At 58.1% G+C, this 21,067-nt stretch carries 16 protein-coding genes; 6 read left to right on the top strand and 10 right to left on the bottom strand.

Annotation, left to right across the window (positions count from 1 at the left end):
• Positions 1-67 precede the first annotated feature (67 nt).
• The 4 genes from glyS to QZH36_RS15370 form a co-directional block, all read right to left on the bottom strand.
• The gene (gene glyS, locus QZH36_RS15355; RefSeq protein ID WP_301730589.1) at positions 68-2,137 is read right to left on the bottom strand and encodes a glycine--tRNA ligase subunit beta; all 2,070 of its coding nucleotides are present in this window, start codon (positions 2,135-2,137) and stop codon (positions 68-70) included.
• 9 nt (positions 2,138-2,146) lie between these two features.
• Complete coding sequence (gene glyQ, locus QZH36_RS15360; RefSeq protein ID WP_253456618.1) at positions 2,147-3,055, bottom strand: glycine--tRNA ligase subunit alpha; 909 nt, start codon at positions 3,053-3,055, stop codon at positions 2,147-2,149.
• Between the two features lie 154 nt (positions 3,056-3,209).
• A complete protein-coding gene (locus QZH36_RS15365; RefSeq protein WP_253456616.1) occupies positions 3,210-3,509 on the bottom strand; it encodes a helix-turn-helix domain-containing protein in 300 nt (99 codons plus the stop codon).
• Complete coding sequence (locus tag QZH36_RS15370; protein ID WP_253456614.1) at positions 3,509-3,856, bottom strand: type II toxin-antitoxin system RelE/ParE family toxin; 348 nt, start codon at positions 3,854-3,856, stop codon at positions 3,509-3,511. Before QZH36_RS15370 ends, QZH36_RS15365 begins: the two co-directional genes overlap by 1 nt.
• Before the next feature lie 246 nt (positions 3,857-4,102).
• Here QZH36_RS15370 and QZH36_RS15375 point away from each other — a divergent pair, with 246 nt between their 5' ends.
• Positions 4,103-5,098, top strand: a complete 996-nt coding sequence (locus tag QZH36_RS15375; protein WP_253456612.1) for an acyltransferase — start codon at positions 4,103-4,105, stop codon at positions 5,096-5,098.
• On the opposite strand, the gene malT is transcribed toward QZH36_RS15375, so the two are convergent.
• The gene (malT, locus tag QZH36_RS15380; protein ID WP_253456610.1) at positions 5,095-7,848 is read right to left on the bottom strand and encodes an HTH-type transcriptional regulator MalT; all 2,754 of its coding nucleotides are present in this window, start codon (positions 7,846-7,848) and stop codon (positions 5,095-5,097) included. The two genes, QZH36_RS15375 and malT, sit on opposite strands and share 4 nt — an antisense overlap.
• Before the next feature lie 298 nt (positions 7,849-8,146).
• On the opposite strand from malT, the gene malP reads away from it, so the two are divergent.
• Positions 8,147-10,537: a maltodextrin phosphorylase gene (gene malP / locus QZH36_RS15385; protein ID WP_301251534.1), complete on the top strand. Its 2,391-nt coding sequence runs from the start codon at positions 8,147-8,149 to the stop codon at positions 10,535-10,537.
• Positions 10,538-10,546: 9 nt separating this feature from the next.
• A complete protein-coding gene (gene malQ, locus QZH36_RS15390; RefSeq protein ID WP_301730590.1) occupies positions 10,547-12,622 on the top strand; it encodes a 4-alpha-glucanotransferase in 2,076 nt (691 codons plus the stop codon).
• Between the two features lie 64 nt (positions 12,623-12,686).
• Here the strand turns inward: malQ and QZH36_RS15395 are convergent, their stop codons facing one another.
• The 5 genes from QZH36_RS15395 to malE form a co-directional block, all read right to left on the bottom strand.
• Positions 12,687-13,100 carry a helix-turn-helix domain-containing protein gene (locus tag QZH36_RS15395; protein WP_253456603.1) on the bottom strand — a complete coding sequence of 138 codons (414 nt, stop codon included), beginning with the start codon at positions 13,098-13,100 and terminating at the stop codon, positions 12,687-12,689.
• Positions 13,097-13,408, bottom strand: coding sequence for a type II toxin-antitoxin system HigB family toxin (locus tag QZH36_RS15400; RefSeq protein ID WP_301251611.1), 312 nt, complete (start codon positions 13,406-13,408; stop codon positions 13,097-13,099). The genes QZH36_RS15395 and QZH36_RS15400 overlap by 4 nt, the downstream gene beginning before the upstream one ends.
• Before the next feature lie 261 nt (positions 13,409-13,669).
• Positions 13,670-14,560, bottom strand: coding sequence for a maltose ABC transporter permease MalG (gene malG / locus QZH36_RS15405; protein WP_253456600.1), 891 nt, complete (start codon positions 14,558-14,560; stop codon positions 13,670-13,672).
• A gap of 9 nt (positions 14,561-14,569) precedes the next feature.
• Positions 14,570-16,114 (bottom strand): maltose ABC transporter permease MalF, encoded by a 1,545-nt coding sequence (malF, locus tag QZH36_RS15410; protein WP_301730591.1) that lies wholly within the window; start codon positions 16,112-16,114, stop codon positions 14,570-14,572.
• Positions 16,115-16,169: 55 nt separating this feature from the next.
• Complete coding sequence (malE, locus tag QZH36_RS15415) at positions 16,170-17,366, bottom strand: maltose/maltodextrin ABC transporter substrate-binding protein MalE (RefSeq protein ID WP_253456596.1); 1,197 nt, start codon at positions 17,364-17,366, stop codon at positions 16,170-16,172.
• 365 nt (positions 17,367-17,731) lie between these two features.
• Here malE and malK point away from each other — a divergent pair, with 365 nt between their 5' ends.
• From malK to malM, 3 genes are read left to right on the top strand one after another with little or no spacing between them, the layout of a single operon-like run.
• Positions 17,732-18,841: a maltose/maltodextrin ABC transporter ATP-binding protein MalK gene (malK, locus tag QZH36_RS15420; protein WP_253456594.1), complete on the top strand. Its 1,110-nt coding sequence runs from the start codon at positions 17,732-17,734 to the stop codon at positions 18,839-18,841.
• Positions 18,842-18,864: 23 nt separating this feature from the next.
• Positions 18,865-20,160: a maltoporin gene (locus tag QZH36_RS15425; RefSeq protein WP_199746425.1), complete on the top strand. Its 1,296-nt coding sequence runs from the start codon at positions 18,865-18,867 to the stop codon at positions 20,158-20,160.
• Between the two features lie 19 nt (positions 20,161-20,179).
• Positions 20,180-21,061, top strand: coding sequence for a maltose operon protein MalM (gene malM, locus QZH36_RS15430; RefSeq protein ID WP_253456592.1), 882 nt, complete (start codon positions 20,180-20,182; stop codon positions 21,059-21,061).
• Positions 21,062-21,067 lie beyond the last annotated feature (6 nt).

Below are 21,067 nucleotides of genomic sequence, written 5' to 3' on the forward strand. Positions count from 1 at the left end.
AAACCCGCCGTTATGGCGGGTTTGTTACCGTCAGCTTTAAACCCCTTCCCTCAGGTGGGAGGAGGATTTACTGCAGCAGAGAAATATCCGCAACTTCCAGGAACAGCTGGCGGAGTTTGGTCAGCAGGGTTAAACGGTTGATGCGCACTTCACGATCTTCCGCGTTCACCATGACTTTCTCAAAGAAGTTATCCACGGCGGCGCGCAGCTGCGCCAGCTCGATCAGCGCATCCTGATAGCGGCCTTCCGCGAAGTAAGGCGCCAGCTTGCTGCTTAAGGCAGACACGTAGGTCGCCAGCTGGATCTCTTCGTTCTCTTTCAGCAGCGAGGCCTGCACGCTGTCGTTCAGCGTTTCGCTGGATTTCGCCAGAATGTTGGAGACACGCTTGTTAGCCGCCGCCAGCGCAGCCGCCTCTTCCAGGGTGCGGAAGTGGGACACGGCTTTCATACGCGCGTTGAAATCCGCCGGACGAGTAGGGCGACGAGCCAGCACGGCCTGGATGGTGTCGATGCTGTGGCCTTCTTCCTGATACCAGGTGCGGAAGCGACCCAGCATAAAGTCGATCACGTCATCGACCACTTTCGCGTTGCTCAGCTTGCTGCCATACAGGCGCACCGCTTCTTCGGTCAGCGTTTGCAGATCCAGCGGCAGATTCTTCTCGACGATAATACGCAGCACGCCCAGCGCGGCACGACGCAGCGCGAACGGATCTTTATCGCCTTTTGGATGCTGGCCGATGCCGAAAATGCCCGCCAGCGTGTCCATCTTGTCGGCAATCGCCAGCGCGCAGGCGACCGGGTTGGACGGCAGTTCATCACCGGCAAAGCGCGGCTGATACTGCTCGTTCAGCGCCACGGCAACGTCTTCCGCTTCGCCATCATGGCGGGCGTAGTGCATGCCCATCACGCCCTGCGTGTCGGTGAACTCGAACACCATATTGGTCATCAGGTCGCATTTGGACAGCAGACCGGCGCGGGTCGCATGATTGACGTCAGCGCCAGTTTGTGCGGCAATCCAGCCAGCCAGCGCCTGAATGCGGTCGGTTTTATCGCGCAGCGTGCCCAGCTCTTTCTGGAACAGAACGGTTTCCAGACGCGGCAGATTGTCTTCCAGACGCTGTTTGCGATCGGTATTAAAGAAGAATTCCGCATCGGCCAGACGAGGACGCACCACTTTTTCATTACCGGCGATAATCTGCGACGGATCTTTCGACTCGATGTTGGTCACAAAGATAAAGTGCGGCAGCAGCTTGCCCGCATCGTCGTAAACCGGGAAATACTTCTGGTCGCCTTTCATGGTGTAAACCAGCGCTTCGGCCGGCACCGCGAGGAACTTCTCTTCGAATTTTGCCGTCAGCACTACCGGCCACTCTACCAGCGAGGCGACCTCTTCCAGCAGGCTGTCGCTCAGATCGGCATGGCCGCCAATCTCTTTCGCTGCGGCTTCGGCATCGGCTTTGATCTGCGCTTTACGCGCCTCGAAGTCGGCCTGCACCTTGCCGCGCTCCAGCAGGATCTGCGGGTATTGATCGGCATTATCGAGAGTGAATTCCGGCTCGCCCATAAAGCGGTGGCCGCGAATAGTGCGGGCGGAGTCGATACCCAGAATGGTGGCCGGAATGCTCTCTTCGCCCAGCAGCAGCGTCACGGTGTGTACCGGACGCACAAACTGCACGTCGGAATCGCCCCAGCGCATCAGTTTAGGAACAGGCAGCTTCGCCAGCGAGGTGGCAACCATCGCAGGCAGCAGCGACTGCGCGCTTTCGCCTTTCATATGGGCGCGATACAGCAGCCATTCGCCTTTGTCGGTGCTCAGACGCTCGGCCTGATCGACGGTGATACCGCAGCCGCGCGCCCAGCCTTCCGCCGCTTTGGTGGCGACGCCGTTGGCATCAAAAGCCGCGGCGATGGCCGGGCCGCGCTTTTCCACTTCGCGATCGGGCTGCGCAGCGCTTAAGTCTGCGACCTTCAGCGCCAGACGACGAGGCGCGGCATACCAGTTTACTTCGCCGTGCGTCAGGCCGGCGGCATCCAGTTCGGCGGTAAAATTCGCGGCAAAGGCTTCGGCAAGATTGCGCAGCGCCTTCGGTGGCAGCTCTTCGGTGCCGATCTCCACCAGAAATGTTTTTTCAGTCATGGCTGCCTCTTATTTTTTATTGCACATCGGGAAGCCCAGCGCCTCGCGAGACGCATAGTAAGCTTCAGCCACGGCTTTGGTCAGGGTGCGGATGCGCAGAATATAGCGCTGGCGCTCGGTCACGGAGATAGCTTTACGCGCGTCCAGCAGGTTAAAGGTATGACCTGCCTTCAGGATGCGTTCGTAGGCCGGCAGCGGCAGCGGTTTTTCCAGCTCCAGCAGGCTTTTTGCTTCTTTTTCGTACTGCTCGAAGCAGGTAAAGAGGAAGTCGACGTCGGCATACTCAAAGTTATAGGTAGACTGCTCCACCTCGTTCTGATGGAACACGTCGCCGTAGGTGGTTTTCCCCAGCGGGCCGTCGCTCCAGACCAGATCGTAAACGCTGTCCACGCCCTGGATATACATCGCCAGACGCTCCAGGCCATAGGTGATTTCGCCGGTCACCGGCTTGCACTCCAGGCCGCCGACCTGCTGGAAGTAGGTGAACTGCGTCACTTCCATGCCGTTCAGCCAGACTTCCCAGCCCAGGCCCCACGCGCCCAGCGTTGGGTTTTCCCAGTTATCTTCCACGAAGCGGATATCGTGGACAGTCGGATCCATACCCAGCTCTTTCAGCGAGCCGAGGTAGAGTTCCTGAATATTGTCCGGTGACGGCTTGATGATCACCTGGAACTGATAATAGTGCTGTAAGCGGTTCGGGTTTTCGCCGTAGCGGCCGTCGGTAGGACGGCGGGAAGGCTGCACGTAGGCCGCGGCAATCGGCTCCGGCCCCAGCGCGCGCAGACAGGTCATCGGGTGAGAGGTGCCCGCGCCGACTTCCATATCCAGCGGCTGCACGATGGTGCAGCCCTGGCGTGCCCAGTAATCCTGTAAGGTCAGGATCAGACCCTGAAATGTCTTGGTATCAAACTTTTGCATGTTGTTTTCGCACGCGAGACGGTTTTAAAAGTGGGCGTCAGTATACCCTTTGACCGTCGGTTAGTCAGCCCGATGTTGGCCGAAGAGGCGCGGATGCCGCCGCAAAGCCTCTTTGGCTGTTCTCTGTTCCGTCTGCGTGCCTGCCTGAAAACACTTATAGCGGGTAAGCAACTCGCTTACCCGACGGGAGTTTGACATCAATAGAAAGTTCTCCGCCCAGCGCGGCCACGTAGCGTTTAAGCGTGGACAGGCGCGGATCGTTATCAACACGCTCCATACGGGCGACGGCGGGTTGTTTAACGCCAAGCGTTGCGGCGAGTTCAGTTTGTGAAATTTGCAGCTCTTCACGCATCTGCGCCAGCGTGATTTCGCGCACCATTTCTTCGGCCCGCTCCTCGATTTTAGCGCGGCGTGCGGGGCTTACTTCGTTCATCAGTTCGTCTAACGTTGCCATTACCGGGCCTCCAGTTTCGCCAGATGAGCTTTGTACTCAGCCTCAGCGAGAGTGATATATTTTTTATAGAACCTACGGTCGCCTGTTTTGTCGCCAGCACAAAGGAAAATAGCCTGACGAACAGGATCAAAAGCAAATAACGCCCTTATCGGCCTGGCTTTGAATGACAGACGTAGCTCCTTCATATTCGGATAGATTGAGTCATTCAGGGTATCGACCAATGGCCGTCCAGTATGGGGGCCTTCTTTTCTCAACACGAGAAACGCCGCTAAGATTTCGTCCTGCAAATCTTCGGGTTGCGCAAAAAACCAGGCATCAAACCGTTTTGTTGTTATGATTTTCCACATGATCGTCCCTGATCTGTAATTATAACGTTTAAGTTATAATCAAATTTATAATGAATTCATTATAATTTCAAGAGAGGTAAAGGTTGCAGGACGACGGGCTGGTGTTAAAAAAGCTAACCAATTAAAAAAACATCATGGCGTGGAAAGATGCAGGCCTGCTCCTGTCTGATATTCCCCTGGCGCAGGTTGTTGAAAACTTGCCGCCTGGCTACCCTCTGATACGCATTGGTGCCAGCAGAGGAAAACATGAAGGACAAGATAGCCTGGATAGATAACCTGCGGGCGGTGGCCTGCCTGATGGTGATTATGATCCACACCACCACCTGGTACGTGACCAACGCGCCAAAAGTAGGCGAACATACGTGGGATCTCTCCAATCTGCTGAACTCCGCTTCCAGAGTCTGCGTGCCGCTCTTTTTTATGATTTCCGGCTTTCTGTTCTTTGGCGAGCGCAGCGCGCAGGGCCGTCATTTTCTGCGCATCGTGCTCTGCCTGGCGTTTTACAGCGCGGTGGCGCTGGCCTATATCACGTGGCTGACGCCTATCAGCCAGGGGATTTCCATCCGGCTGCTTTTGCAGAAGCCGGTGTTCTATCACCTGTGGTTTTTCTTCGCGATTATCGCTATCTACCTGCTTTCGCCCCTTATTCAGGTCAAAAACGTGCGGGCGGGCTATCTGGCGGCGGTGACGCTGGTGCTGGCGGTGCTGGCGAATCCCAACACGGTGGATCAGTCGGTCGGGCATTTTCACTGGCTGCCGCTTAATCTTTATATCAACGGCGACAGCTTCTACTACGTGCTCTACGCGCTGTTTGGCCGCGCTATCGGCACGATGAATACCGGCGGACGCGCCGTCAGCTGGCTGGCCGGCACGGTTTTTATCGCCTGCGTGGCGGTTATCGCGCTGGGCACTAAAAAGCAGATGGCGATTAACGGCGCCTTTGCCGATACCTGGTATCTCTACTGCGGCCCGGCGGTCTTTATCGCGGCGGTCAGCCTGCTGGTGCTGTTTAAAAACGTGCTGAACGCGCGAATTTTACCGATCTTAGGCGTTATTTCCCGTAATTCCCTGCCAATTTATGGTTTCCACGCGCTGTTTATCCACTTTATGCGGACGCATCATCTTGATCATACCGATCGGCCGCTGCTGGATATCCCGCTGGTGTTTACGCTGACGCTGCTGGGCAGTTTGCTGCTGGCGCTGGCGCTGAGAAAACTGGATAAGCGGCATTTTGTCAGTTAAGGCTGACAGGTCACCGCCGTATCCGGGGTGCCGTAGCCCATCACTTCCAGCAGCTGTCGGGCGTGCTGTACCGCATCCTGACGGTGCGCAATGCCCATCTTCTGATAAAGATTGCGGATATGAGTTTTGATAGTCGTCGCCGCGACGTCCAGCTCTCCCGCGATCTGCTCGTTGCTGTAGCCCGAATAGATCAGCCCCAGCACCTGCCATTCCCGCTGGGTTAACGGGCTGGTGCGGATCAGCTCCGGCACCTGCGGATGGCTCAGCAGTTTACTGACAAAGCTTTCGTCAAAATGGGCAAACTTATGCCGATGGTGCTGATTAAGTTCACGCAGGATCTGCTGCGCCCTGCGTTGTTCCAGCTCCGGCAGCAGGTTCAGCTGCAGCAGCTGCCGGAGCTGCTGCGCCATCATTTCGCCTTCAATCACGAAATGGCTGATAAAACCGGTGCGGTTTGCCAGGCTCAGCGCTTCGATCAGCACGCGCTGCGCGTCGCTTTTCCTGCCCGTTCGCCAGTATAAGAGGTTGCTTAACAGTAGGTTACGGTTTAAATCGCTGGTGAGGCGCAGCTGGCGCGCGTTGCTGTTCAGCTCGTCCAGCACCACCTCCGCCTCGCTGAACTGCTCCAGCAGGATCTGTACGCGCGCAATCGAGCGCCACTGGCCCTGCTGAAAATGATTATCCGCGCCGCCCGGTTTACCGGCCTGCTGGAGCCAGCGCTGCGCGGCGGTTTTATTGCCGGTCAGCTGCCAGTAAATCACCCGGCTTTTATCGGTATTGGTCACCCAGTCGCTATGATACTGGCCGGTTTTGATCAGGTTCTCGCAGCGCTGCAAATAGTGCTGCGCGTTATCAAGCTGACCACGAGCCAGCGCGCATTTCGCCAGCATCGCCAGACACTGAAGCTGCTGCTGCGGCTGGAAATTGCTTAATACTTCCAGCCCCTGGCGAGCAGCCTGTTCGGCGTCGTCCAGCCTTGACCATGACCACAGCACCTGAGAGCGCAGGCGCAGCAGGAATTCGTGCATCGGCAGCTGTTCAAGGTGCTGTTCATGCACCAGCTCAAAGGCGCGATCCTGCATCTCGAAGGCGGCCTGTAAAAATCCCTGCGCAATTAAAATTTCACTTTGCTGGAGCAAGGCCCAAAGCGCGTAGTGGTACACCTGAAAGCGTCTGGCTATCTGTTCGGTCTGCTGCATCAGCGGCAGCGCGCGCGCCAGATCGCCTTTGCAGTGCTGGATTTCGCCGGTGACCGAGGTCGCCACTATGCGGCTGTAATAGCTGTTATGCGGCAAAAAGCGCAGCGCTTCCGTCGCCAGCCGGGCGGCTTCTTCCTCACGACCATCGTTGATCGCCACCTGAGCGCGCAGGGCGTTAAATTCAGCGGCAAGCTCCTGCGTCATGGAGATATTCCTGCGCTGCATCTCGCTTTCCGCGCGGGAAAGCAGCGCGTCGACTTCAACATAGCGGTGCTGGCTTTGGATCAGCCAGGCCTGGAGCAGCACCAGCTTAGGATTGACGATCAGCTGGTCATAGCGCAGGGCGTTCAGGCACTCTTCCAGCAGGGCCAGCTCGCTTTGGTTAAACAGCGCCCACGCGTGCTGTAGCAGGATATCGCGCAGCAGCCCGGTATCTTCCGCGCTCAGCGCGTGATGGATAGCTTCGGCCGGAAAACCCTGCGCCAGCCAGCCTTGTGCAGCGGCGCGATGGATTTCCGGCAGCTCTGCGGCCAGCTCCCACTGGCAGCGCTGCCGCAAAAAAGAGGCGAACAGCGGATGGAAGTTAAACCACTCGCCGGTGCCGTCCATGCGGTGAAGAAACAGACCCTGGCTTTCCAGATTTTCCAGCCGCTGCTGCCCGTTATCGCTGCCGGTCAGACGGACGATCAGCGCGTCGTTCATCGAGCGCAACAAAGAGCAGCGCAGCAGAAAATCGCGGGTGGGCGTATCGACCCGATCCAGCACTTCCTCGACCAGATATTGCGATAAATGGCTGGCGTTCAGGCCGGTCAGCTTGCGCGCGGAATGCTGGGTAGACTGTAAAGCCGGCGTAGAGGACTGGCTGGCCGACAGCGCAATCAGCTGTAGCGCCGTGGCCCAACCGGCAACGTTGTCGCAAAAGCGATTGCTGTCCGCCTGTTCAATGGGCTCTTTCAGGCGGCAGTCAAAAAATTGCTGGGTTTCGCTGTGGGTAAAGGCCAGTTCGGAGACGATAAGCTCCAGCAGCTGGCCGCGCACGCGTAAATTGGCGATGCCCAGCGGCGGCAAGGTGCGCGACAGGATCACCAGTGAGAAATTATCGGGCTGATGGCGCAGAAAAAAGCGCATCCCTTCATGAATATCCGCATTGGTAATCAGATGATAGTCATCGATTACCAGCATCACCGGCTGCTGCCAGTCGGCAAGCTCGACGAACAGCTGGGCGAACAGCGCGTTCAGGCTGGCGTACTGGTGCTTTTGACTTAAGGCTTCGCTCTTCACGCAGTGGCCGCCGGTGGCCTGCTGCACCGCCGCAATCAAATAACTGGCAAAACGTTCCGGCTTATTGTCGCTTTCATCCAGCGAATACCAGCCCAGCGCGTTTTTTCCTGCCGCCCAGTGCGCCATCAGCGTTGTTTTGCCGTAGCCGGCCGGGCTGGTAACCAGCGTCAGACGATAGTCCGGGACGACCGCCAGCCGGGCCAGTAAACGTTCGCGTACCACCGTATCTTGCAGCCGCATCGGGCGGCTCAGTTTTGAAGGGATAAGCATAATTTTGGATTCTTATAGGAAGCGTCAGCGGGGCGGCTAATTATTTCAAAGCCCGTAATTAATCATTTTTTCTAAAGTCCGCCTCCAATCCGTTGATTGCAAGCAGGATAAGCTTTTATGTTGCATTTAGTCGTACTTCGTCACATTTTTTTAATCACGCTTTTCGCTGTGCTATTCGCCTTAGTCGCGCCTTCCCCTACGCCCTGCTGCTCCTCCCTTTCTAATCGCCGTTGGGAGGATGATCCGCACGCTGCAAATCGGCAGCATGAGGGAAATTCAGGGATTATGAGGACAGGTCATGCAGGCAATATTCAGTAAAACCACGTTTATGGCGGCGCTGACGCGCCAGTGCGCGCCGTATCAGCCGCAGGCGATGACGCAGCACCAGTGGTGGCAGGCGGTCAGCGCCGCGCTGGCCGAACAGCTGCTCGCCAGCCCGCCAACGCCGCCGTCAGGGCAGCAGCGGCACGTTAACTATATTTCGATGGAATTTTTGATCGGCCGCCTGACCGCCAATAATCTGATCAATCTTGGCTGGCTGGATGATGTCAGCGAAGTGCTGAAAAAACAGGGCGTTAACCTGACCGACGTGCTGGAGCAGGAAGTCGATCCGGCGCTGGGCAACGGCGGACTGGGGCGCCTGGCGGCCTGCTTTCTGGACTCGATGGCAACCGTGGGCCAGCCTGCGGTGGGCTATGGTCTTAATTATCAGTACGGGCTGTTCCGGCAGTCCTTTTACGACGGCGCACAGCAGGAAGCGCCGGACAGCTGGCACCGCGAAACCTACCCCTGGTTTCGGCGCAACGGCTCGCTTGCCGTGAGCGTCGGCTTCGGCGGCAAGCTAAGCAAAGACGCGCAGGGCCGGGAGCAGTGGCAGCCCGCTTTTTCGCTGATGGGCGAGGCGAGCGATCTGCCGGTGGTCGGCTATCAAAACGGCATCACCCAGCCGCTGCGCCTGTGGCAGGCCGTCGCGATGCAGCCCTTCGATCTGGGCCTGTTTAACGACGGCAAATATCTGGAGGCGGAGCGGCAGGGCGTAGAGGCGGAAAAGCTGACGAAAGTGCTCTATCCGAACGATAACCACCAGGCGGGCAAGCGGCTGCGCCTGATGCAGCAATATTTTCAGTGCGCCTGTTCGGTAGCGGATATCCTGCGTCGTCATCACGCGGCGGGTCGAAAAATCGCAGATCTGCCGCAGTACGAGGTGATCCAGCTGAACGATACCCATCCGACCATCGCCATCCCGGAGCTGCTGCGCATTTTGCTGGATGAGCACCAGCTCGACTGGGATGCGGCCTGGTCCATCGTCAGCCGTACCTTTGCCTATACCAACCACACGCTGATGCCGGAAGCGCTGGAATGCTGGGATGAAAGGCTGGTGCGCAGCCTGCTGCCGCGTCATTTTTCGCTGATTAAGCAGATCAATGCGCGCTTTAAAGTGCTGGTGCAGCAGCGCTGGCCGGACGATGCCGACGTTTGGGAGCGGGTGGCTATCCACCATAACCGCCAGGTGCGGATGGCGAATCTTTGCGTGGTCAGCGGCTTTGCGGTCAACGGCGTCGCCGCGCTGCATTCCGAGCTGGTGGTCAAAGATCTGTTTCCGCATTATCACCAGCTGTGGCCGGAGAAATTTCATAACGTCACCAACGGCATCACGCCGCGTCGCTGGCTCAGGCAGTGTAATCCTGCGCTCTCCGCGCTGATCGACAGCAAGCTGAACGCCGAATGGGTGACGGATCTGGATGCGTTAAAAGGGCTGGAGGCTTTTGCCGACGACCAAAACTTCCACCAGCGCTATCGGCAAATCAAGCAGGAAAACAAACACAGGCTGGCGGCCTGGGTGCAGCATACGATGGGGATTACGCTCAACCCGGCGGCGATCTTCGATGTGCAGATCAAGCGCCTGCACGAGTACAAGCGCCAGCACCTGAATTTGCTGCATATCCTCTCGCTTTACCGCCAGCTGCGTGATAATCCGCAGCTGGACATGGTGCCGCGCGTGTTCCTGTTCGGTGCCAAGGCCGCGCCGGGCTACTATCTGGCCAAAAATATTATCTACGCCATCAACAAGGTAGCGGAAAAAATCAACAACGATCCGCTGGTCGGCGATCGCCTGAAAGTCGTGTTTATTCCTGACTATAAAGTGTCGGTGGCGGAGCTGATGATCCCGGCGGCCGATGTGTCAGAGCAAATCTCCACCGCCGGCAAAGAGGCCTCCGGCACCGGCAATATGAAGCTGGCGCTGAACGGCGCTATCACCGTCGGCACGCTTGATGGTGCCAATGTGGAAATTGCTGAACAGGTCGGCAGCGAGCATATCTTTATTTTCGGTCATACCGTCGATGAGGTAAAAGCGCTGCTGCGCAAAGGCTATAACCCGCTGAGCGTGCGTAAAAAGGATAAGCATCTTAATAAGCTGCTGACCGAACTGGAAAACGGCTTCTTCAGCGACGGTGACAAAGAGGCGTTCAGGCCAATGCTGGATAGCCTGCTTGCAGGCGGCGATCCTTATTTAGTGCTGGCGGATTTCGCGGAATACTGCGCCGCACAGCGGCAGGTTGAAGCGCTGTACCGCGACACGCAGCAGTGGACGCGCAGCACCATCCTGAACACCGCCAGAGTCGGCATGTTCAGTTCGGATCGCGCCATCCGTGACTATCAGCAGCGCATTTGGCAGGCGAAACGCTAAGGAGCGCAGATGGAAAAGAAGATGCTGGAGCAGGCGGCGACGGAGGCGGGTATCGCTTCCGGTTTTATTAACGCTCACGGGAAAACCCAGACCATCTCGGCAGCAACCCGGCGCGAGCTGCTGCAGGCGATGGGCTGGCGCGCGGGACGGCAGCTGCCGCTAAGACCGGTGCCAACGGTAAAGGTTTTTACCAGCGGCGAACGCTTTGCGCTTTCCGTAGAGGGCGAAGGCGAATACCACTGGCACTTTTGCCCGGAAGAGGGCGCGAGCCTGACGGGCAGAGTCCACGGCAGCATGACGCTGGCCCTGCCGGAAAACCTTGCCACGGGCTATCACCTGCTGACGCTGAGCCGTCCCGGCCAGCGCTGGGAATGCCGGATCATCGTGGCGCCCAGGCGCTGCCACGAGCCGGAGGCGCTGCTGGCCGGTAAAAAGCTGTGGGGCGCCTGCGTGCAGCTTTACACCTTGCGTTCTGAGCGCAACTGGGGCATCGGCGATTTTGGCGATCTGACCGTAATGATCGACAACATTGCTGCGCGGGGCGGCGCCTTTGTGGGTCTGAACCCTATCCACGCGCTTTTTCCCGGCAACCCGGAAGCGGCCAGCCCTTACAGCCCTTCGTCCCGCCGCTGGCTGAACGTTATCTATATCGACGTCAGCGCGGTGGCTGACTTTCGCCTGAGCGAAGCCGCACAGCGCTGGTGGCATTCTGCGGCTACGCAGCAGGCGTTACAGGCGGTGCGGGCTGCGGAGTGGGTGGATTACGCGCAGGTTATGGCGCTGAAGCTGGCGGGACTGCGGCTGGCCTGGCAGCATTTTCTCGGCCGTGACCCGCAGGAAGCTGAACGGCAGGCCTTTACCCGCTTTACCGAACAGGGCGGAGAAAGCCTCTGGTTTCAGGCCGCCTTTGATGCGTTATATCAACACTTTCAGGCGGAAAGCGGCGAGGCGCGGGGCTGGGATCGCTGGCCGGAAGCGTACCGCAACGCGCGGGGGCCAGAGGTCAGAGCCTTTTGCCAACAGCATGCGCAGGAGGTGGCGTTTTACCTCTGGCTGCAATGGCTGGCCGAAACGCAGCTGGCGCAGTGCTATCAAACCAGCCGGAAAATGCCGACGGGGTTATATCGCGATCTGGCAGTCGGCGTGGTGGCCGACGGCGCGGAAACCTGGAGCGATGGCGATCTCTACTGCCTGAAGGCTTCCGTAGGCGCGCCGCCGGATATTCTGGGGCCAAAAGGACAGAACTGGGATTTACGACCGATGGATCCCCGCACGATGATCGACCGTGCCTACCAGCCTTTTATCGACCTGCTGCGATCGAACATGATCCACTGCGGCGCTTTGCGGATCGATCATGTCATGGCGCTGCTGCGCCTGTGGTGGATCCCGGCAGGCGAAACGGCGGATAAAGGCGCCTATGTCCACTATCCGGTTGACGATTTGCTGGCGGTGCTGGCGCTGGAAAGCCAGCGGCATCGCTGCATGGTGATCGGCGAGGATTTGGGAACGGTGCCGGTAGAAATCGTCACTAAGCTGCGGGAAAGAGGCGTTTATTCCTACAAGGTGCTGTGGTTTGAGCGGGATGCGCAGAACGGCTTTCGCGCGCCGCAGTCCTGGCCGCTCCAGGCGATGGCTACCCTGACGACGCACGATTTACCGACGCTGCGCGGCTACTGGCAAAGCGACGATCTGACGCTGGGCGAAAAGCTGGGCCTCTACCCGGATAAAATGGTGCTACAGGGGCTTTGTGCCGATCGGCAAAGGGCGCGCCAGAGCCTGCTCGCCAGCCTGGAGCATTATGGCTGTCTTCCGCAGGGAAGCGTCAGCGCGGGCGCCACGCTGACGCCTGCCATCCGCCGGGGCCTGCAACGCTATGTGGCCGACAGCGCCAGCGCGCTGCTGGGTCTGCAGCCGGAAGACTGGCTGGATATGGCGACGCCGGTCAATATTCCCGGCACCAGCAGCGAATATCCCAACTGGCGGCGCAAGCTCAGCCATACGCTGGAGGCGATGTTTGCCGACCCGGAGGTGAATGCGTTAATCAGGGATGTCGATCGGCGGCGGCGTAAGGTGTCGGTGGATTAAAAAAGCGGCCTGAGGGCCGCTTTGCCGTGTCATCATGGCCGCAGAAACTGTTTTACTGTCGGATTTATTCATTAAAAGCTTCAAACGGTAATTTAAACCGCGCCGCCAGACGCGCCTTGTGCTTATCGGTGAGCGCGCGCTCACCGCGCAGAATACGACTCACGTAAGAGCGTTGGCCGATTTCTTCCACAAAGGAGGATTGCGTCAGCTTGTGCTGATCCATCAACACCCGCAGTAAGGCAACGCCGCGAGGCAGCCTTGCAATGCGTGCATTGAACTCAGCGAATTCAGGCGCGTTATCTTCATAGCGGGCGACTTTATCAGCCAGCATATCCACTAATGGGCTATCAGGATCGTGTTCGATAAGATACTCCACCAGTTCAAGCGCCTGCTCGTAATCTTTTTTGCTGGTGCTGCCGCCTAAAAAAGGGACAATTTTAACCAGGTCATTGGTTGCCTGAATGGCTTCGGTAATCATTCTTTACTCTCCCGATACTTCTTAACCAGCTTGTCGTAGTCAGCATGGGTAACGATATGCTTGATAAAAATCTTGCCCCGCTCAAAGTCTGCAAAAAACAGCATCCTCAGGTTATTGCCGCCGACATCAATCACCCACCATTTGTTCCTGTATTTCATTCGGTCGAGGCTGGGAAACTGTGCCTTTAACGCATCCGGATTGGCAAAAACACCGCTTTTTAAAACCAGCCAGGTCGCATCCAATGCGGCTGCATCGTTTGGGAATTTTTCTGCCGCTTCCCTGAACGGCTCCCTTGAAATAACGTGCATGCTTCCCTCAGCCACGTTCCAACGTGGAAACATGATAGCGCAACCTTGTGATGTTTCCAACATGGAAACATCACAAGGTTGTGGTGGATAAAGCAGGTCCTTACACAACGGCAGAAGGCGCAGCGGTAATAAACATCGGCAAAAATGAGGAAAGGTATATTGAGCAATAACGGTACAGGTACCGCTATTTTCAGTGCTAATCCTGTAGCAGCGTGCAATAACGCATAACTTCCGGGCAGCCTGGCGCTACCCGGAACTGCCTTATCCTTTCACCCCGCCAGCGGTCAGGCCGCCCACCAGCCAGCGCTGAGCAATCAGGAACACGGCGGTGATAGGGATAGCGGAAAGAATGGCCGCCGCCGCAAAATCGCCCCACAGATAGTTTTGCGGGTTCAGATATTGCTGCATTCCCACCGCCAGCGTATAGCTGTTGACGTCACGCAGCAGCAGGGAAGCCACCGGCACCTCGGTAATAGCGGCAATAAACGACAGGATAAACACCACCGCCAGGATCGGCACCGAAAGCGGCAGCAGCACCAGCCGGAACGCCTGCCACGGCGTGGCGCCATCCAGCGCCGCCGCCTCTTCCAGAGAGTTATCGATAGACTCGAAATAGCCTTTGATCGTCCAGACATGCAGCGCGATGCCGCCCATATAGGCGAAGATCACCCCGCCGTGCGTATTCAGCCCCAGAAAAGGAATATAGAGGCCCAGACGATCGAACAGGGCGTAGAGCGCCACCAGCGACAGCACGGCCGGAAACATCTGGAAAATCAGCATCCCTTTCAGCAGCGGGCTTTTGCCGCGAAACTTCATGCGGGCAAAGGCGTAGGCGCAGGTTGTGGAGAGCGCCACGATGCCGACGGCGGTAATCAGGGCGATTTTCACAGAGTTCCACAGCCACAGCATCACCGGAAACGGCGGCGGCGTCACCGTGCCGTTCTCGTTGGTGACCGCTATCCCCAGCGCCAGCTTCCAGTGGTCCCACGAAATGGTGTCGGGGATCAGGCTGCCGGTCGCAAAATTGCCGGGCCGCAGCGAAATGGCGAACACCATCAGCAGCGGGAACAGGATCAGGGCGATAAAGCCCAGCAGGAAAAGGTGCGTCGCCAGCAGCCTGAGGCGCTGCGACTTCGGTTTTACCATCGCCATAATGCTTCCTTAATCAAATTTCATGCGGGAGGCTTTCAGGTTGATCACCGCCAGCACGCCCACCAGCAGGAAAATCAGCGTGGCGATAGCGGCGGCCAGGCCAAAATCCTGTCCGCCGCCGCCCTCAAAGGCGATACGCCAGGTGTAGCTGACCAGCAAATCGGTGTGCCCGGCCGGCGTGGTGGTGCCAATCCGGTCGGGGCCGCCGTTGGTCAGCAGCTGAACCAGCACAAAGTTATTAAAATTAAAGGCAAAGCTGGCGATCATCAGTGGCGTCAGCGGCTTGATCAGCAGGGGCAGCGTAATCAGGAAAAAGTTCTGGATCGGCGAAGCGCCATCCATTGCCGAGGCCTCGTAAAGATCGTCAGGAATGGCTTTCAGCAGCCCCATGCACAAAATCATCATATAGGGATAGCCGAGCCAGGTATTAACGATAATCAGCATGGTTTTGGCGGTCAGGGGATCGCTGAACCACGCGGGCTTGATGCCGAACAGATTGCCCAGCAGCAGGTTGATTTCGCCAAAGCTTTGATTGAATAACCCTTTGAAAATCAAAATAGAAATAAAAGCGGGTACCGCGTAAGGCAGGATCAGCAGCATGCGATAAACCGCCTTGCCTTTCAGCTGATCCCACTGCACCACGCACGCCAGCACCATGCCGACCGCCGTGGTCAGCAGCACCGTCAGCAGCGAGAACAGCACCGTCCAGAGAAAGATCGACAGAAAGGGCTTCTGGATACCGGCATCCTGAAACACGCGCAGGAAGTTTTTCCAGCCGATGCCGACGGTAAAGCCCGGACTGAGGACGTCCGCATCCGCCGACTGGTAAAAGCCCGTGCTCATATCAGGAGAGTAAACTTTCCCGTTCTGGATATTGGTCAGCTGTTTGCCGTCCTCTCCCAGCTGATAAAGCGGCCGGGTGCCGGAAAACTGCCGTAGCGAACTCATCCGCAGCAGCGTGCCGTCGGGCAGTCTGGCGGCCAGCTGGCCCAGCGCCTGACGATTTTGCGTAATGACCCGCAGCCCGGCTTTGTTGCCGGTCGGTGCGGCCTGCGGGGTCATCGTCAGCGTTTGCGGCGCGGAAGGCGTAAAGGCAAAGGGCGCAGAAACCAGCACGTCGCCGTTATCGGGCGAGGTCAGCGTCAGCCGCCATTTTTCGTCCACCGGCCAGAGAGCGAAATCCCAGGCTTTATCGGCGCGGAACTGCTGTTGCAGCAGCACGCCCTGCGCGCGCTCAAAGGTAAGCTGATGCAGGCTGCTGTAGTTGGTAAAAGCGATGGTAATGGTGCATGCCAGTGGGAACAGCACGAACAGCGCCATTCCGGCCAGGCCGGGATAAATATAACGCCAGCTGTAAGCGCGGCGGTTGCCGTAGATAAACAGCCCCAGGCCGGAAAGCACCAGCGTCAGCATGGCAAAAAGGTATTCTCCCCGTGCGTACATCAGCACGATCAAATAGCCTGCCAGCAGGGCAAAGAAGATAAGGGTAAACCAGCCGGGCACGCGGCTTAGCGGCGATCTTCTGTCAGAGCGGCGAATGTGAGCCAGAGACATGGAGCTATCCTTTTCGACGCGGGGCCGCCAGCGGCCGCCCCTTGTTCAGCAGTGGCTATCGGGTGATGCGGGTTTCAACGTCTTTCAGCGCCTGCGGCACGGTCTGACGGCCGTTGACGGCGTTAATAATCGCGCTGCGTTCGGCGTACCAGAAGCCGCTCATTTGCGGGATGTTCGGCATGATTTCGCCGTTTTTCGCGTTAGCCATGGTGGCGGCGATACGCGGATCCTGCTCCAGCTTCGCCTGGTAGGATTTCAGCGCGACGGCGCCCAGCGGTTTATCTTTGTTGACCATCGCCAGGCCGTCATCGGTGATCAGGTAGTTTTCCAGAAACTCTTTCGCCAGCTCTTTGTTCGGGCTGGCGGCGTTGATGCCGGCGGTCAGCACGCCGACAAACGGTCGGGAAGGCTTGCCGTGGAAGGTCGGTAGCGGGGCGACGCCGTAGTTGATTTTGCTTTTATCCAGGTTGGCCCAGGCCCAGGGGCCGTCGATGGTCAGCGCCGTCTGGCCCTTGTTAAAGGCCGCTTCGGCAATCGAATAGTCGGTATCCGGGCTGATATGCTTGTTTTTGACTAAATCGACGATGAACTGCAGGCCGGCCTGCGAGCCGGTATTGTTCACGCCGGTGTTTTTGATGTCGTATTTGCCGTCGACATATTTATAGGCGTAGCCGCCGTCGGCCGCGATAACCGGCCAGGTGAAATAGGGTTCCTGAAGGTTCCACATAATGGCGCTTTTGCCTTTGGCGCGCAGGGTCTTATCCAGCGCCGGGATCTCTTCCCAGGTTTTGGGCGCTTCCTTCACCAAATCTTTGTTATAAATCAGCGATAGCGACTCTACCGCGATAGGGTAGCCGATCTGCTTGCCGTTAAAGGTCACGGCATCCCAGGTAAACGGAAACAGCTTATCCTTAAAAGCCTGGTCCGGGCTGACTTCCGCCACCAGACCGGACTGCGCGTAGCCGCCGAAACGGTCGTGCGCCCAAAAAATAATGTCGGGGCCGTCGCCCGTCGCGGCCACCTGCGGATACTTCTCTTCCAGCTTGTCAGGATGCTCAACCGTCACCTTGATGCCCGTATCCTGTTCAAACTTTTTCCCCACTTCCGCCAGGCCGTTGTAGCCCTTGTCGCCGTTGATCCAGATCACCAGCTTTCCCTCTTCGATTTTGGCGAAGGCGGCGGAAGAGAGCGCCAGCGTAGCCAGCGCTGACAGGGCGGCGGTGTGCTTAACAATGTTCTTGATACTGAGCATGATCGAGTCCTTATAGCGGTAAGCCCCAGGTTTCTTCACGTTGCAGACAGCGAAGAGCGTACCGGTCAGTGTGCAATCAAGCGGTAGCGGCTTCATCCTCCCCCGCTCTACGCCCCCACCGCCCAAACTGTGACTCCGCCTGCACGGCTGTCGTTAATGAGGCCTTATGCAGCCCATCAGAGGTTGTTTTTTGCAATGCAGATCACGTATTTCCCCTTTCGCCACCGGCGCTGAGCGTGGGTCTTCGCTTTTTATCCTCCTGGCCTCTCCGCCAGCAAAAACCGCGCGACGGCTGATTACTCCTGACAGGCGGCGCGTCATGCTGCGGCGTAATCGGTTTACTGACGGATGAAGAGGAAGAGAGGATGGCGAACGTTTCCCTTAGCGGCGTATATAAAGTCTTTGGCGAAACCGCAATTTCCAGCGATATCAATCTGGAGATTGAACAGGGCGAGTTTGTGGTGTTCGTCGGGCCATCCGGCTGCGGGAAATCGACTCTGCTGCGTATGATTGCCGGGCTGGAGGAAATTACGTCCGGCGAGCTAAAAATCGGTGGGAAGCGGATGAACGAGGTGCCGCCCGCCGAGCGCGGCATCGGCATGGTGTTTCAGTCCTACGCCCTCTATCCGCATCTGACGGTGGCCGAAAATATGTCGTTTGGCCTGAAGCTGGCACGAACGAAAAAAGAGGAAACCGAGCGGCGGGTTAATCAGGTGTCGGAAATCCTCCAGCTCGCGCCGTTGCTGGATCGTCGTCCCAAAGCGCTCTCCGGCGGGCAGCGGCAGCGCGTCGCGATTGGCCGCACGCTGGTGGCGGAACCCACGGTGTTCCTGCTGGATGAACCGCTTTCCAATCTGGACGCCGCGCTGCGCGTGCAGATGCGCATTGAAATCTCCCGCCTGCACAAGCGGCTGAAGCGCACGATGATTTACGTCACTCACGATCAGGTTGAAGCGATGACGCTGGCCGACAAAATCGTGGTGCTGAACGCCGGACGCATTGTGCAGGTCGGCCGTCCGCTGGCGCTCTATCACTATCCCGCCAACCGTTTCGTCGCCGGTTTTATCGGCTCGCCCAGGATGAACTTTCTGCCGGTGAAAATCCTTGCCGCCGAGCCGGAACGCGTGCAGGTCGAACTGCCCAACGGGCAGGCGGTCTGGCTGGAAGTCGAAGGCAACGGCGTCGTGCCGGGCAGCAACCTGTCGCTGGGCATCCGGCCCGAGCATCTTCTGCCGGGTGAGAACGCAGAGGTAAAGCTCACGGGCGAAGTGCAGGTCGTCGAGCAGCTGGGCAATGAAACGCAGATCCATATTCAGATCCCGGCCATCCGTCAGAACCTGGTCTCCCGCCAGAATGACGTAGTGCTGGTAGAAGAAGGTACCACTTTCGCCATTGGTTTGCCGCCGCACCGCTGTCATCTGTTCCGTGAAGACGGGACGGCCTGCCGTCGGTTACATCCCGAGCCTGGCGTTTAAGCAACAGTCCCCTACAGGAGAAGATGATGATAACAATACGTAATTCCTCTCTGGCGCTAGCCGTGGCCGGCGCGCTTTCCACCCAGGCGATGGCGGTAGATTTTACCGGCTATGCCCGTTCCGGCATTGGCTGGTCCGGCAGCGGCGGCGAGCAGCAGTGTTTTAAGGCCACCGGCGCGGAAAGCAAATATCGCCTCGGCAACGAATGCGAAACTTATGCGGAGCTGAAACTGGGTCAGGAAGTGTGGAAAGAAGGGGATAAAAGTTTCTATTTTGATACTAACGTCGCCTATTCCGTATCGCAGCAGAACGACTGGGAATCGACCGATCCGGCCTTCCGCGAAGCCAACGTTAAGGGCAAAAACCTGATTGAATGGCTGCCTGGCGCCACGATGTGGGCCGGTAAGCGCTTCTACCAGCGCCACGACGTGCATATGATCGACTTCTACTACTGGGATATCTCCGGGCCGGGTGCCGGTCTGGAAGATATCGACGTCGGCTTCGGCAAGCTCTCTTTTGCCGCCACGCGCAACACCGAAAGCGGCGGCTCCTTTGGCTATATCGCCGATCAACGCGACGAGCTGCCTACCTCGAATGACGTCTTCGACGTGCGCCTGGCCGGGCTGCAAACCAACCCCGGCGGCGTGTTAGAGCTGGGCGTGGATTACGGCCGCGCCAACGCGCGCGACGGCTATTCGCTGGCCGATGACGCCACCAAAGACGGCTGGCTGCTGACGGCGGAACATACGCAGAGCATCTATAACGGCTACAACAAGCTGGTGCTGCAATACGCCGCCGACGCCATGACGGCGGAAAGTACCGGCACGGCTAACGGCCATTCGACCGGCGCCGCCATCAACAATAACGGCAGCATGGTGCGCGTACTCGACCACGGCGCGCTGGATTTCAACGACAAATGGGGTCTGATGTACGTAGCGATGTATCAGGATACCGATCGCGATAACAATAACGGCACGACCTGGTATACCGTGGGCGTGCGGCCAATGTATAAATGGACGCCGATCATGAGCACGCTGCTGGAAGCGGGCTATGACAACGTGAAATCCCAGCGTACCGGCGACCGCAACGGCCAGTACAAAGTAACGCTGGCGCAGCAGTGGCAGGCTGGCGACAGCATCTGGTCACGTCCGGCCATCCGCGTCTTTGCCACCTACGCCAACTGGGATGAAAAATGGGGCTACGACACCGACAGCGGCGTCGATAACGGCCTGGCGATGAACGACACCACCGCGCGCACCTTCAGCCGTGGCAACGACGACGAAGTGACTTTCGGTGCGCAGATGGAAGTCTGGTGGTAATGCAAACAAGGAAACTCTGATGAAAAAGACGCTGCTCTCTCTTTGTCTGTCGCTCAGCCTGATCGCTGGCGCGCAGGCGGCTCAGCAGGATGCCTCCGCCGCCCCGAAAATTTCTGCCCAAACCTTGCGTAGCCTCGCCTGGACGCCGCTGGTGCCGCCCGTCACGCAGGATGTGACGCTCGGCAGCACCGCAACGAAGATTAATCAGGGCGAAATTCAGGGCGCCGCTGCGGCCTTCTCACTGCCTGCCGATCGCGGCTCGCTGGAGATCGTTTTGACCAGCCTGGTGACGGGCAAAACGGTATATGCGCCAAACGTGCTGGTGCTTGACGAACAGATGCGGCCAGCAGCGTTTTATCCTGCCAGCTATTTTCCTTATCAAAAGCCGGGCCTGGTCTCCAGCGACAGGCTGGAGGGCACGCTGAAGCTGACCCCGGCGCTGGGCCAGAAGCAGATTTACCTGCTGGTTTACACCACGCAACAAAACCTTCAGTCGACCACGCAAATGGTCAATCCTGCCAAAGCCTATGCGGCGGGCGTGGGCAATGCGGTGCCGGATATCCCCGATCCCATCGCCACGCACACGCCAACGGGCAAGATCAGCCTGAAGGTCACCGCCGAGCAGAAAGCCGGTAACGTTATGATCGGCCAGCTGTTCCCATCTTCCGAGCCTGCGCCTGCCGCGCCGGCGGTTATCGGTCATTCTGCACGGGCGGAGCCTGCTCCGGCAGCGAAACCGGCGGAACCGATGCTGGCCGAGTCGGATCGCTACTTTAACGAGGCGATTAAAAAGGCCGTGAAGGCCGGAGACGTGGATAAAGCGTTGAAACTGTTGAACGAGGCCGAACGGCTGGGTTCCACAACGGCCCGCCAGACCTTTATCGACAGCGTAAAGCATTAAAAACAG

Origin of the sequence: Erwinia wuhanensis, from assembly GCF_030484085.1 — a bacterium.
Lineage (GTDB): Bacteria > Pseudomonadota > Gammaproteobacteria > Enterobacterales > Enterobacteriaceae > Erwinia > Erwinia aeris.

Excerpts from the sequence above, each read along its gene's own strand:
- malT (WP_253456610.1), bottom strand. The coding sequence starts at position 7,848 with ATGCTTATCCCTTCAAAACTGAGCCGCCCGATGCGGCTGCAAGATACG.
- malK (WP_253456594.1), top strand. The coding sequence starts at position 17,732 with ATGGCGAACGTTTCCCTTAGCGGCGTATATAAAGTCTTTGGCGAAACC.
- QZH36_RS15375 (WP_253456612.1), top strand. The coding sequence starts at position 4,103 with ATGAAGGACAAGATAGCCTGGATAGATAACCTGCGGGCGGTGGCCTGC.
- malQ (WP_301730590.1), top strand. The coding sequence starts at position 10,547 with ATGGAAAAGAAGATGCTGGAGCAGGCGGCGACGGAGGCGGGTATCGCT.
- malG (WP_253456600.1), bottom strand. The coding sequence starts at position 14,560 with ATGGCGATGGTAAAACCGAAGTCGCAGCGCCTCAGGCTGCTGGCGACG.
- glyQ (WP_253456618.1), bottom strand. The coding sequence starts at position 3,055 with ATGCAAAAGTTTGATACCAAGACATTTCAGGGTCTGATCCTGACCTTA.
- QZH36_RS15365 (WP_253456616.1), bottom strand. The coding sequence starts at position 3,509 with ATGGCAACGTTAGACGAACTGATGAACGAAGTAAGCCCCGCACGCCGC.
- QZH36_RS15370 (WP_253456614.1), bottom strand. The coding sequence starts at position 3,856 with ATGTGGAAAATCATAACAACAAAACGGTTTGATGCCTGGTTTTTTGCG.
- malF (WP_301730591.1), bottom strand. The coding sequence starts at position 16,114 with ATGTCTCTGGCTCACATTCGCCGCTCTGACAGAAGATCGCCGCTAAGC.
- QZH36_RS15395 (WP_253456603.1), bottom strand. The coding sequence starts at position 13,100 with ATGATTACCGAAGCCATTCAGGCAACCAATGACCTGGTTAAAATTGTC.
- QZH36_RS15425 (WP_199746425.1), top strand. The coding sequence starts at position 18,865 with ATGATGATAACAATACGTAATTCCTCTCTGGCGCTAGCCGTGGCCGGC.
- malM (WP_253456592.1), top strand. The coding sequence starts at position 20,180 with ATGAAAAAGACGCTGCTCTCTCTTTGTCTGTCGCTCAGCCTGATCGCT.
- malP (WP_301251534.1), top strand. The coding sequence starts at position 8,147 with ATGCAGGCAATATTCAGTAAAACCACGTTTATGGCGGCGCTGACGCGC.
- glyS (WP_301730589.1), bottom strand. The coding sequence starts at position 2,137 with ATGACTGAAAAAACATTTCTGGTGGAGATCGGCACCGAAGAGCTGCCA.
- QZH36_RS15400 (WP_301251611.1), bottom strand. The coding sequence starts at position 13,408 with ATGCACGTTATTTCAAGGGAGCCGTTCAGGGAAGCGGCAGAAAAATTC.
- malE (WP_253456596.1), bottom strand. The coding sequence starts at position 17,366 with ATGCTCAGTATCAAGAACATTGTTAAGCACACCGCCGCCCTGTCAGCG.